Raw genomic sequence first — 14,442 nt, 5'->3', positions numbered from 1 at the left:
ATGGTGGGTAAAACAACATGCAATATATTATTAGTTTCTTAGTACTATTTTTTACGATTGTTTTGCTCTCAAACTCTGTTCAAGCTGAAAATAATAAACGCATCTTGCGCACTAGCTTTAATACCGAAATTCTGACTCTTGATCCTGCTATAGGTTATGACTGGGCTAACTATCATACCATCATTGCACTGGGATGTCGTTTATTAAATATTGGCAATGACTCAAATACCCCTGAAACGATGCTAACCCCTGAGCTAGCGACAAGCTACACCATTTCAGAAGATAATAAGTCTTATATTTTTAACTTAAATGATTCTTGGCGTTTTAATAATGGACGACTTATTGAGGCACAAGATGTTAAATACTCTATTGAGCGTATATTAGCAAAAAACACCAATAGTCCGGGTGCTGCCTTTTTTGAGGGTATTTTGGGTTATGAAGATTTTTACACAGGTAAGATGTCTCATATAGTAGGTATAGAAGTACTCGGCCCACATCAAATTAAATTTACTCTCAAACGCCCACAAGTGTCTTTTTTATTTGGTCTAACTACCAATTTTGGCATTATTGTACCCCAAGAAGAAGTAACTAAAGGTAACTTTGACCGCTATCCTGTTAGTTGTGGTCCATTTATGGTGGATTCTTTTGAAAACAATAAACTAATCTTAAAGGCATCACCTTATCACCCTAAAGCCACTGAGCAATCATGGGATAAAATCATCTTCTTTTTAAAAGAAAATCATAATCGGGCTATTATTAAACTTTTAAAAGGTGATCTTGACATTATTCTTTCTTATTTTACCACCTCACGGGCGGTGAACCCCTATAATGATGAAGAACTAGCTAAAAGACTCATACAATCAGATGGTTTAATGTTGAATACTATTTTCGTGGCTATTAACCGAAATATTAAGCCTTTTGATAACCTAAAAGTACGTAAAGCGCTTAACATGGCTGTTAATAAAAAGGCTATTCAAAATATTTTTGTCGGCAACGCAGTAGTTGCCACTCAAGTTTTACCCCCAAATATGCTAGGTCATAATCCGCAACAAACCGGTTATCCTTATGACATTGACCAAGCCCGTACTTTATTAAGAGAAGCAGGCTATCCTAATGGCTTCAGCACTGAGCTATTGGTGTTAGATGAAGCATGGATTATTGCGGTGGCTCGAACGATACAAGCTAGCCTAGCCGAGGTGGGGATTCAATTAACACTTAAACCTGTAAACCTAGAAAATTTTTTAAAGTTAGCCGCTGACCCTCAACAAGCTCCTTTAGTATTTTCAGAAGGAGTAGCATGGATTGCAGACTACCCCGATCCTTCTAATTTTTATTTACCCTTATTTAGCGTCAAATCGACTAAAGGAGGCTGGAATTGGTCTTTTTATAATAATCCTAATACAGACCTGCTAGCTTATAATGCAGATGCTGTAGTAGATCCTAAATTACAAACGCAGCGCTCCAAACAATGGCAAACGGTGTTTGAGCAAATACATGATGATGCAGCTTGGATTCCTTTATATCATAATCAAGTTTATATTCTTAAAGCACCTGATATAAAAATTAAAAAAGGAGCTTCGCCTTATCTAAATTTTAGCGCTTTCTTTAGTAATTACTATGAAACACTTTATCGTGAATAACGAGAATAATTTTTATGCGCCTACCTATACTACTTTATTTAATAATAATTAGTATTTTACTCACTTTGATTTTTTTAATATCAAGTTATATCGCTATTACTAGCTTGTCTGAAACAGCCATAAAAAATAATATTGATAATATCCTGTTACAATCCGCAAAAACAGCCCAAAACGTTTTTGATAAAAAAATAACTTCTTCTTATATAGCCATGCTTTCTTTAGCCTCACATCCTAGTTTATTAGAAGCCACTCGCAATAATGACGAAGAAAAAATAGCTGAAGCTTTGTTAAGTATTTATGATCAACAACCTATAGAGAGCATCTATAATATTTTCTTCTATCGTAATGATAATGGTCTTATTATCGATCAGAGTTATTCACCCTTGGTTTCCAATGAGGATTTTATTACTAATATAATTAAGCAAGCTCCACTCAGTAAAGAGGTTCCGAACGCACAAATGATAGATTACCACGGTACTGCTTTAGTCATTATGAGTGCTAGAGTAGCCAGTGATCGAGGTACACTATATGCTGGCTTAAAAGTAAATGGTTATAACTCGCTAGTAGTTTCTATCCTACAACAAACAGCCAGCCAATGTGTGAGCTTTCATCAAGGAGCAAAAACTTTACTATTAGAGGGAGAGGGCAATTTTTGCCAACCCTATTTCAATAAATTTACTCATGCGGATTATATTCTGCGAGAAGTATCCAATAATTGGGGTGCTATAAAACATCCTTTGTCTAATCAAACTAATTTTTCCAATATTAGCTTAGGTTTAGTTATTCCATTAAATGATATTGCTAGGCTTGAAAGCTCTCTGCGCCAGACTATCTACCAAGTTTTATTATATACCACTTTAATTAGTATCATCCTATTAACCTTAGCTTATAAAATTATTGCTAATGCAGTCAAAAAACTTACTAACTATGCTATTACTACCCTACAAAATAAAGCCAGCCTAGTACCTACTACTCCTATTAAAGAGTTTGAAGTGATTGCTGATGCTTTTGACACGATTGTGCATAAACTTAAAAACGAAATTAGTTCTCGTCAGCAAGTAGAGCACGATTTATCCAATACCAATCAATTACTCACTACTGCTTTAGCGGAGGTTCAAGCTGCTAATGAGGCTAAAAGTAGTTTCTTAGCTAATATAAGTCACGAAATTCGCACACCTATTAATTCCATTATAAATTTGTCTCGCATTCTATCATTTTCTATTGTAGAGAAAGAGCATAGTCGTTATATTAAAAATATTTACCAATCCTCCCAGTCTTTATTAAGACTTATTAATGACTTATTAGACTTTAGCAAGATCAATGCTGGTCGCCTAGAATTAGAAGAGCATGAGTTTTATCTTAGTGAGATAGTTGATGATATTCGTAATACTATTAGCAGCAAAGCCGAAGATAAAAAAATAAATTTCATTTTAGATATCGACTGGCACATTCGTTACACTCTTATGGGCGATACTCTGCGGCTAAAACAAGTTTTACTTAACCTATGTGAGAATGCGATAAAATTCACCGAACAAGGCAGTGTACAATTAACTATTAAGCTAACTCAACAAGATGAAAAACGGCTTTGGTTCACGTTTATAGTAGCCGATACCGGTATTGGTATTGCTCTACAAGATCAAGTACGTATTTTTGAGGTTTTTTCTCAAGTTGATAACTCGGTTTCTAGACGCTTTGGTGGCACAGGTTTAGGTCTATCGATAGTCAAACATTTAGTACAACTCATGGGTGGAACGATTCAATTAGAGAGCGCATTAGGCAAAGGCAGTCACTTTATCTGTAAATTGCCTTTTAATTATACTATCGCCCCCAAGCCCTATTTTAATAATCTAGCTATTTTACGCAATCAATTTATCGCTATACTGGCAGATGAAAAAAACAATAGTGAAATTATTGCAGCCATGTTGCATACACTAGGAATAAGTTATTCTATACATAATAATATCGAGACTTTAAAAGCCTTTTTTGCTACCGGTGGGCATTGTAATGTATTAATTATTGATTATCTCCCCAGCCATTCTACTCATCAGAACTTAATACCCATCAATCACTGGTTGCAGCTTGAGAACCCCAAACCTAAAACCATTCTATTTATCCCTAACCACTATTACCTTCAATCAGATGACGCTTTAGTTATTAATAAAACTTTAAAAAAACCTGTCACTTTATCGGATCTTTACGATACCTTAATGAATGTACTAGGACATACCACACCACAAAATCTACAACTTTTACCCGCTATCTCACCTAATTGGCATCAATTATTCACTAATAAATCGATATTAGTAGCTGAAGATAATGAAATTAATCAAGAAATTACCCAAATTTTATTAGAGCATGTGGGGATTAAGGTGGTACTGGCTAGCAATGGGGTAGAAACACTGGAGTGGGTAAAGAAAGAGCCTTTTGATTTAGTTCTCATGGATGTACAAATGCCGATAATGGATGGCTTTGAAGCCACCAAACGCTTACGGCAGCAGTGGGATGCTAAAAAATTACCTATTATTGGACTAACCGCACATGCGATGGAGCGTGATCGTCAAGCCTGTTTAGAAGTGGGTATGAATGATTACCTCACTAAACCTATTGACCCGCAGCTCTTATATCAAGCCTTACAGCGCCAATTTGCTCAAGCAGCCTTGATACCAATCTCAGCCCCTCCAGAACCTAAACCGGAACCCTCTATAGAAGGCATTCCACTTTTACCCGGTATCGATGTGCAAGATGGTTTAGCACGCATCCATCAGTTAATACCTAGTTATAAACGCATCCTAGCGGGTTTTAGAAAGACGCATTTAAATGATGTTGCTCAGTTCAACGATGCGTTAGCCGCTCAGGATCTCACTAAAATCCATTATCTCACCCATAAATTATGTGGCTCAGCTGCCAATATTGGCGCTAAACAGCTAGCAAGTTTGTGTTTAGAATTAGAGCACTCTAAGTGTCAAGAAGAGGATATAGAGACCTTAAACCCCTTAATACTTAAGATCGTAGCAGAGCTTCAATTGGTACTGGTTGGCTTAGAGCAGCTTGGCACTTGAATAAAAATAGTCGTGTAAGCTCTCCATAGCTCCCATACCCATCTGATATTTGGATGCTATCTCGGTTTGCGAGCGGCAAACACACCATAAAAAAAGCCACCTGCGATTAACAGGTGGCTTGCACACTTTAAGTGGCTAATTCATAGAGTTATTGTGCGCTAGGGATACCTCCATGAATCACAAAGTTGGCTGAGAAGGTACTATTCGCAGGATGTAATAACACATTACCTAATAACAGGTTAGTGTCATTATTTGGTCCTGCAAACACGGTAATACCATTGAGGTCTAAGTCAGTCACACGATAACCTAGGAGTTTGTAGTTACTGTTGAGTAAGGTGTTGCCCCCCTCCATCAACACTGATCCTAAAATATCGCTCGTATCGTTATTAGGCCCATTAGCAATCACTTGATTAGACTTATTAGCATCAGCCGTCCACATTAAGGCTAGACTTCCGGCACTAATTCGAGCATGAGTACCATAAACCGCCGTCGCCGGTAGAGTGAAATCGACCACCGTCGGAACAGGGCTTAAAGCTAGGGCGCTAGCACTCATGACGCCTAAGTGATTACGATGGCGCAATGCAACATAGTAAGAACCATCATTGACACCTAAGAAATCAATATTTAATGCTCCCGTGTCCGCCATAACCACATCACCATCACGCTGCAATAAAGCCGCTTTTTGCGCTACCACAGTGAGAGGATCTGCCGCAGCCCGTAACTCCACTAATACCCAATCGATAATCGCATCATTACCGCTCACAGCGAGTAAGGTATTATTCAACACTTCGGCTCCACTGTAGTTAAAAGGAGCTATCGTATAGGGCTGATTACTCGGAATCAGACTGAGAGTACGTAGAGTATCCTCCATTAAACCAGTACTGGCATTAAAGGGACCTTGTAATAAACCACGTACTTGGATTGTCACTCCTTCAGGCACATCGGTTACGGTCACAGCAATATCTTGCACATCGCTATGACTATTACCATCGCTGACACTCACTTGAACATCGTAACTATTATTAGTACCGCTATCGCTGGGCGCTTCGTAGTTTGGAGCGGTATCAAAGCTTAATACGCCTGTATTAGGATCAATACTAAAGAGTGCTGCATCGGCTCCACCCGTGATACTGTAAGTGAGAATATCGGTAGCATTCGCATCAGTTGCAGTGACCGTCGTCACGGCAGTTTGATTTTCTGGAACCGAAATACTCGCCGTTGCATCGCCACCATTGCTGGTGATAAGCGGTGCAACATTATTCACACAATCCACGGGGCTACCATAATTACCAAGATAATTATTATCGGTAGGTGTACCCCAACCCGTATTGGTGAACTGATTGCTAGGCACTGAATTCACCGAGTTAGGCAAGGCATTGAAGGCATCCGTATCATCCATCACATCAACCATACCCATACACGCATTAGGATTAGCAAAGTTAAATACTTCTAACTCTACCCCAGCCTGCCAGTTAAACTGATCACTACCATTGGGTGTAAAGGTAAAGGACAAATAATCCGTGCCGGTATTTTCTACTGGTGCATTAGTACGTGAAGTTTGCGACCACGTTACACTAGGCACTAAGTTTTGTAAGTCACTGACTACAAACTGATTTGCACCTATCCCTGTTGGTACGGTTAAAGTAATTTGCCCCGTTAGGCTTAGATTAGGCCCCAATACCGTATTAAGCGTCGGGCGCATATAGACATGATAACGACCATCCGGTGTACGGCGCACGGTGTACTCTAATACTTGAGCATCCACATCAGTCACCGTGACACTGAGGTCTTGTACATCGGTGGCTTGACCATCCGAAACCGTTACTTGTACCTCATAAACATTATTGGTATCCGCATCGCTAGGCGTCGCAAAGTTAGGCGCAGTAACAAAGCTCAATGCACCCGTATTCGCATCGATTGCCAATTTAGCCGCATCAGCCCCGCCACTAATGGAGTAGATCAAGGTATCCGTAATATTCGCATCGGTAGCGGTAACCGTCGTAACCGCAGTTGAACCCTCTGCAACACTCACACTCGCAGTAGCCCCGCCCCCATTGCTGGTAATCTCCGGTGTCGCATTAATCACTAACTGATAATCCTCCACCTCGCCATTGAGTGCGGAAGTAATTCTATCTAAGCCCGCTACATTGGACCAACGGAAGCGTGCATAGGTAGGTGCAGCAACAGCATCATTAGGCACGCTAACAGTAAAGGTCATTTGTCCTGTAGCGGCATTAGTATCACTAGCACCATTATCCTGCATGTCCGTAACGATTTGTTCACCCGCATCGGCAAAATCACCATCACCATTCCAGTCCATCCATGCTTGTAGATAGCCATTTATGCCTGTTACTGAGGCACTAATCGAAACCGTTTGACCACGAGCAAAGTTAGATAAGGTAATACCATCATCATCTGCACCCTCTCCATCCGCTGCTGTATTAGCAATAGTACTTGCATCAATATCAATCTGAGTCCCTAAGTAGAAAGTGCTCAATATATTATGGAGCGCTTCACCATAGCTCGTCCCTACCAGCGGAGCATCAGAACGATCTTGGTTACAGTCAGTTACATAAGGTACATCTCTAAACCCTGAGTAATCCGCTACATAGACATGGACATAGGCAATACCGTCGGTGGGATAAGTGAAGCTCAAAGTAACTGCACCTAAATTACGCTCCGAGGTGCTAGGTGCAACAGGGTAGCGAGTGAGTACATTACCCAATGCATCTTTAACCAAATACACCTTATGCTCGGCGGCTCCTGCATCGTACATCCTAATAGTACCTGCTGAACTAGGTGCTCCCTCTAAACGTGTCACCGTCATCCAGCCTTCATTATTCGCACTCAAGCTATCTGTCGCAGATAAATCCGGTAAAGCGAGTGCTACTGCACCACTTAAAGTTTGAATCGGTGTTTTAGAGTTCGGCCATACTGGATTACCCGCTTGATTCCAATCATACGAACCCGTCGTTAAATAGTAGGGTGGAGAAGGTTCGCCACCTCCAGTTGAGACTGGAATATGCGTATCCACCCAACCATAAGCATTCATAGTACAGACCGCTGTTGGTAAAGTCGGAACAAAGGCCGTATCAACGGTCAGTGCATAATCCTCCACCTCACCATCATTCGCTGCGGCGGTGCTGTTTAGACCTGAGGTGCTAGACCAACGGAAACGCGCATAAGTAGGGGTCAAAACTGCGTCACTAGGTACAGTAACATTGAAAGTTATTGTCCCAGCATTACTGTTGGTGTCACCAACTCCATTATCTTGCAGATCAGTAGCTATTTGCTCACTGGCATCAAAGGTATTGTTACCATTCCAATCTATCCACGCCTGTAGATAGCCTGCACCGCTAACAGTGACCTGAATTGAAGTGCTAGTCCCTTGAATGAAAGTGGGTAAAGTGACTCCATTTTCATCATCCGTGGCATTGGTATCATCGCCATCAGCATTAGCACCAGCCTGAGCCGCCAATTCTGGATCGGGATCACCTGCACCCATTTTTATAGCGCCTAAGATTTTATGAGTAGGATCACCATAAGCGGCGGGCGCATCCCCCCGATCATAACCACAGCTCACCAGCTTAAACATAATGTCATCCCACAAGGCAACCGTAGGATAGGGTTGAGTACTCGCCGAACCTGCCGCAGATACGCCATAAATAAACACACGAATCGTGTAAGCGGTATTCGATACTAAAGGCACGGTCGCACCATTGGCATCAAAGCGCAGCATGGTTTGTACCCCTTGACCTAAATCTACCGGAGCTGCTGCTACAGTGGCTTCAGAGGTATCACCATTATTAAGGCTAACATCACTGATCAACGTTGCAGGAGAGCCAAAGGCGGGATCATCATCCACTTGAATCGCAAAATGATAAGCGCCTGTGGCAAACGTATCGGCAGCATCACCCTTGTGATAAACCGACATACTTAAACCCGTTAGCTCAGCCACCTTGCCCGCCAGATCTGCGGTTGTGAAAGTGTATTGAAGGTATTTTGTGGGATCATATTGGGCAGGAATCGTTGCCATATTAACCTGCGTAGAACCTGATTGCGCTTGAGCGACTAAACCGATAGCAGCCTCATCATCAGCACTTACTACGAGATCAGTACGCGCAATTTGTGCCGCTAAGGATGTGCCACCACTAGCATTATGCGACCAATAAATCCCTGCATCTGTCGTAGTGCTAGTCGCGGTTGGTACACCACAAACACTATCAGCCAGACCAACACCATCAGGGAAAGCGGGGTTAACAGTTTCTACTACATCAGTCACCGTGATTGAGATAGTTTGTACATCCGTCCCCCCATTACCATCGGCAACCGTTACCTGTACCTCATAGACATTATTAGTATCTGCATCGGTGGGTAATTCAAAATCGGGCGCAGTATTGAACGTTAATACCCCCGTACTCGCATTAATACTAAAGCGTGCTGCATCAGCTCCACCACTAATCGAATAAGTCAAAGTATCACTAGGATTAGCATCCGTAGCTGTTACCGTAGTGGCAGCGGTTTGATTCTCAGCCACCGAAAGCGCTGCGCTAGCACCGCCCCCATTGCTAGTAATTTCAGGTGCGGCATTGCCTAAGCTCACAGTAGCTATACTGGAAAACTCGGATGTACCAGAAGCCGCTAACGTCGCCGTTGCGGTTAACTTATCGCCTAATACCACATTACTAGGAGCAGGTATCGTCCATTGGAACACACTCATACCCGTTGCATTATTCGCATCACTATCGGTTAAAGTATTGCAGTCAATAGTTGTCGTCGGTGTTTCTTCCCCTACCCCCTCGACAAAGGTCGCTAAGTAACGCTCACCCTCACCATAGTCTTGAGTACGTCCGGCTTGATTCGCACCCGTTGCCACACCAGCACTAGACGTAGGCGATACATCTGCCTCAAATAGCTCAATGGTCGCTCCTGCGGGCGCACAACCATTCACTGTTAAATTACCGCCCTCTAAAATCACTTGCTTAAATTGCGGGAAGTTTAGACCTTCATTAGCGCCAGTACTAAGAGCGCTACCATTATTGAGCGTGACATTATCTTCATCAAGATCAATGCCTAAGCTACTATTGGCAAACATAATATTGCGACTAATGATATTAGCCTTATTATTCGTACCATTCAGGGTCACTGCATCACCCGTATTATGCGCGATTATATTGGCATCGTTTGCACCCGTACCGCCCACTAGCACCCCCGTAGTGCTATCAATCCACACCCCAGAGATTAAATTGCCCAAGGCGGTAATGCCGTCTGAACCCACCCCAATCTTATTATTAATAATGCGGTTATTAGTGGCTGTACCGGAGAAAATGCGAATACCCGCTTTATTATTACCCGATAGCACATTGCTCTCGACTAATAAATCACTTGCAGCAGTATCAACATCAATACCGTGCTCTAAGTTAGCTCGCTTAGCCGTACCCGCAGCATTTAAGCCTATAATATTATTAGTAATAGTAGTACTGGGGCTATTGATGGGATGAATACCGCGCGTTTTATTGGCAGAAATAATATTATTATGAATCACCACACCATTAGTCAGTGAGGTTTCAATTCCCGCTTGAGTATTACCGGCTGCGGTATCACCATCGGCTAGCAGACCAATCGTATTACCCTCAATACGAGTATTAGAAGTTGCCCCTACAACATAAACACCCATTACTTTATTGCCTGACACAATATTGCGTGCCCCCGCCGTAGCCCCACCAATAGTCACTGTAGCGGAGTTCTGCACATAAATACCGTGCAAGGTATTACCCAAAGCGGCTGTGCCCGCTGCATCTAGACCTACATAGTTACCTGCTATAACCGTGCTAGTGGAGGTACTGTTGCGAATACCGCTGATTTTATTGCCCGTAATAATATTACGTCCACTAGGGTCATCATTACCGATATTCGTTGTTTGCGTATCGGCGAGGAAAATACCATTATCAGTATTCCCCAATTCAACCGCACCCGTACTATCCACCCCAATATAGTTACCATAAATATTGAGGCGTTTAGTACCGAAGCGGGTATTAATGCCGTCCTTACCATTACCCGAAATAATATTACGCTCAGCTACTGTCGTCCCCCCAATGGTAATATCGGTAGAATTATGAATATAAATACCATAACCCGTATTAGCCAAAGCACCTGTACCACTGGTGGTTTGTACCAATTAAATTGCCGGTGATAGTGATATTTTTACTTAAGTTTTCTAAGCGAATCCCGCTGGTGACATTAAAGACTGGTCCTGCTCCGGTAATAATGTCTCCCCCCGAAATAAGGTTGTTACGAATCGTAATATCCGAGGTGGCGGCAGTTGAAGTGGCAATCCCTGCATAGCTTGCACCTTCACGATTATTAGAGCGAGGTAACAAACCATCGGCACTCGTACCAATATAGTTATGCTCAATCGTGGCTAAGGATGCGCCCTCTAAGAAAATACCATTGCGGCTATTGCCCGAAAGAATATTGCGCTGATCGGCTGAATTACCCCCTACCATTAAATTGCTTAGACCACTTCTAGCATGTAAGCCGTGTAAGGTATTGCCTAATAAAGTTGTACCATCTGCCGCTAAACCTAAATGGCTACAAGTCACCTGTAAACCATCGGCATTCGCTGAGCCATTAATACCGGACTCACTAAATTGCCCAATAGCAATACCTCGTACTTTGACATTAGCAGCATCAATAGCTAAACCATTGACTGCCACACCAGCGCCCCCACCATTAAGTGTTACCATTAAAGTACGATTACTAGCACTACAACTACTGCCTGCTTGAGTACTCGCATCGATAGCCGTAGCCGCTCCTGTTATAGTAGGCAAGGCGCTAGTCAGATTAATCGTATGAGGTCCCACATTAGGAATCATAAAGATAGAGGTTTCTACACCCGCTGCGGGGTCTGGAGCACCATCACTAGGATTATCAACTTGATCTAATCCGGTATTGGCTAATAGATTACTATTGAGAATGAACTGTCGTAGTGAACCTTGTCCGGCATTATTGGTATTCACAACCGTGCTGAAATTAAAGCCAAAATCCACACCACTAACTGCACTTGCACCGACAGTCACAGGTTGTACCGATTGAGCTTGCCCGCCCCCTGATAGGATAAACGTGCTGGTATTGAGTGTTTCTGAGCCACTATTGACGGCACTATCGGCTACTGCTGGATTACGCCCGCCTACTTCATTAGTGATAGCGGTTGCCCCATCAGTACGGAAGGTTTGCACCCCAAGCTCTGTACTACCTCCGCCACTACGGGTTGATTGCACGCTAGGATTAACCACCCGCACGTAGTAGTCACCAGCGGCTACGGAATTAAAACTATAAGACCCCGTGTTTGTGGTAGTCGTAGAGGAGACTAATGCACCAATGCTATTGTATAGTTCAACGCTTGCACCGTTGATACCTGCACCACTCGCAGCGGCTAAACTACGTCCAGCTCCCCCGCCGTAGTTTATATCTTCAAATACTGTACCTTCTAAACTTAAGGCAGCGCCCGTTACTGTTAAAGTAGCGTCTGCTAAGTTTTTCAGATTATTAATAGCCGTCACATTAATAGCAGGATCATCATAAGCGCCTACTGCACTAGCCGTGACATTAAAGGTAATATCACAGCTAGTAGCTCCTCCTACCATCATTCCCCCTGTTAGGGTAATCGTATCTCGACCACCGCTACTACCTTTGGTGACAGTACCCCCGCATTGTGCTGCGTTGGGTGTACCTACCACAGTAACACCTAGGGGCAATGTCTCGGTGAAATTCATGGAACCCTGAGCGGGAGTACCCGGACGATTAGTAATAGTAAAGATCATCGGCACGGTATCACCCACGCTCATATTATGATCAGGGTGCTCATCATTAGGGCCATAGCGCTTGGTTAAAGTAGGTTCTTTTAGGGAAAAGACAAAATCATAGTCTGCTGTAAAGGTGGTATTAGCAACCGTACCAATATCCCACTGTACCGCTGCACCGACATCCACATTGGTAGGCTCAATAGTATTATCTAAATTTCCAGTACCGGTAGTGGTGATCATAGTACTGCTGCCATGAACCGGATAGGCAAAAGGCCCGCAGAAATAGCGATCCCAATGATTAGCAATAGAACGCTGACGATAACCTGCATATACAGTTTGAGCGGTATTATCAGCAATAATATACTCAGGGAAAGTGGTGTAACGCGCACAAGTGCCCCGATCATCCCCGTCTAGCATAATGTCCGTCCAACTGTACAAGCGTACAAATTGAGTATTGCCCGCTGGTACATTGACATCTAATTTAACGGTATAAAAATCATTGGGATAGTAATAGGTTACGGTTTGAGTAATGGTATAAGTCAAACCACCCTCTACAGCTTGATAAACCGTCGTTACCGTACCATCACCTAAACTAGACCCCCCCGTATTACTCACACTGGTAAAGGGAATAGCATTAGCCCAATTAGGAAAGTTATAAGCCCCATAAACTGTCGAGCCTATCCTTAAGAAGACTGAATTATAAACATCTGAGTGTGTAGGAGTAGCATTAGAATTAAAATATTGCCCTACATTGCCCGTAGTGCCCGCTGCATTACAGCGTTGTAATTGCACCTGCGAAGTGTCACCGAGGAAAATCTTGCTTCCGCCGTTAGTGCCTGAAAAAGGACAAGCACCACCATCATTGTTAATGATAACTGTGGCTGCAAAGGCTGGATTGACTAATAGGAATAGGAATAGGAAGAGAAATAGTGGAAGAAAAAGATAATGTATTTTTTCTCTAAGCACATAGAGAAGATAGCTTATTCTAGGCATAAAAAGCTCTCTAGTAAGTATTTGTTATAATTAGCTTTTATCTAAATTTTTAGATTTATTTTCAATCAGTGAGCAAGCATCTGTTTTCCACTAAGTCGCTATAGTGATGTTTTATGTGAATAAAAAAACAGGTTCTATCGGCAACCTAGTGAATTAAGTAGAGTAATTCGCCCTATCAACGTTTATGAAATTATTAAAGTCATACTGTAATATAACTCAATAATAGCCCGTGAGTGATCATCTCATAGGAATTATTAAATTTCAATAAATGTTGTTTATATAAAAGAGCCAGTGCTCTGCTGATTTAAATTATGCCTTATAAATCAATGCCTAATTGTGCCTGCACTCCATCCCGATAGGCATGTTTAATATCTTGAATTTCAGACACTGTATCCGCTAAGGCACATAAAGCTTCTGTCGCCGCACGTCCGGTCACAATCACATGCTGCATAGGCGGCCGATTTATTAAGGCATCGAGCACTAGATCACTATCGAGGTAGTGATAACTGAGCAAATAGGTCAACTCATCAAGCACTACGACATTAAAACTAGGATCATTCAACATACGGGTGGCGACTTCCCAACCGCGTTTAGACGTTTCAATATCCTTGGCTCGATCTTGAGTATCCCATGTAAAACCATCGCCTAGGACATGCCACTCAACCTTGGGTTGTTTACTGAAAAATGCTTCTTCTCCGGTATCGGTACGCGCTTTAATAAATTGCGCGACCCCTACTTTCATCCCATGACCTAGGGCACGAGCGACCATGCCGAATGCTGAACTCGACTTACCTTTACCATTGCCAGTGAGCACGATTAATAAGCCTTTTTGCTTAGTGGCACTGGCAATGCTGGCATCGATCAAGGCTTTTTTCTTTGCCATACGCGCCTTATGGCGTTGGTTTTTGAGTTCTTCTTCGGTCATGATCACTCTCCTAGCTCGAT

General features: G+C 42.5%; 5 protein-coding genes. 2 read left to right on the top strand and 3 right to left on the bottom strand.

Annotated features, from left to right (window positions below; all coding sequences use genetic code 11):
- Window positions 1–17: 17 nt before the first annotated feature.
- A complete protein-coding gene (locus IPL34_RS08905) occupies window positions 18–1,640 on the top strand; it encodes an ABC transporter substrate-binding protein (protein WP_296840835.1) in 1,623 nt (540 codons plus the stop codon).
- Window positions 1,641–1,849: 209 nt separating this feature from the next.
- Window positions 1,850–4,699, top strand: a complete 2,850-nt coding sequence (locus IPL34_RS08900) for a response regulator (RefSeq protein WP_296840831.1) — start codon at window positions 1,850–1,852, stop codon at window positions 4,697–4,699.
- Between the two features lie 148 nt (window positions 4,700–4,847).
- On the opposite strand, the gene IPL34_RS08895 is transcribed toward IPL34_RS08900, so the two are convergent.
- From IPL34_RS08895 to cobO, 3 genes are all read right to left on the bottom strand, one after another.
- Window positions 4,848–10,877 (bottom strand): GEVED domain-containing protein, encoded by a 6,030-nt coding sequence (locus tag IPL34_RS08895; protein ID WP_296840828.1) that lies wholly within the window; start codon window positions 10,875–10,877, stop codon window positions 4,848–4,850.
- On the bottom strand, window positions 10,840–13,497 hold the full coding sequence (locus IPL34_RS08890) for a right-handed parallel beta-helix repeat-containing protein (RefSeq protein ID WP_296840826.1): 2,658 nt from the start codon (window positions 13,495–13,497) through the stop codon (window positions 10,840–10,842). The genes IPL34_RS08895 and IPL34_RS08890 overlap by 38 nt, the downstream gene beginning before the upstream one ends.
- Window positions 13,498–13,813: 316 nt before the next feature.
- Window positions 13,814–14,422 (bottom strand): cob(I)yrinic acid a,c-diamide adenosyltransferase, encoded by a 609-nt coding sequence (gene cobO / locus IPL34_RS08885; protein WP_296840823.1) that lies wholly within the window; start codon window positions 14,420–14,422, stop codon window positions 13,814–13,816.
- Window positions 14,423–14,442 lie beyond the last annotated feature (20 nt).

This window comes from Thiofilum sp., from assembly GCF_016711335.1.
In the GTDB taxonomy this organism is placed as follows: Bacteria; Pseudomonadota; Gammaproteobacteria; order Thiotrichales; family Thiotrichaceae; genus Thiofilum.
The sequence above is the reverse complement of the archived record's forward strand: the minus strand, read 5'-3'. Positions and strand labels throughout refer to the sequence as shown.

What these genes read in the sequence shown, in the direction of transcription:
- IPL34_RS08890 (WP_296840826.1), bottom strand. Translation starts at nt 13,497, where the DNA reads ATGCCTAGAATAAGCTATCTTCTCTATGTGCTTAGAGAAAAAATACAT.
- IPL34_RS08905 (WP_296840835.1), top strand. Translation starts at nt 18, where the DNA reads ATGCAATATATTATTAGTTTCTTAGTACTATTTTTTACGATTGTTTTG.
- cobO (WP_296840823.1), bottom strand. Translation starts at nt 14,422, where the DNA reads ATGACCGAAGAAGAACTCAAAAACCAACGCCATAAGGCGCGTATGGCA.
- IPL34_RS08900 (WP_296840831.1), top strand. Translation starts at nt 1,850, where the DNA reads ATGCTTTCTTTAGCCTCACATCCTAGTTTATTAGAAGCCACTCGCAAT.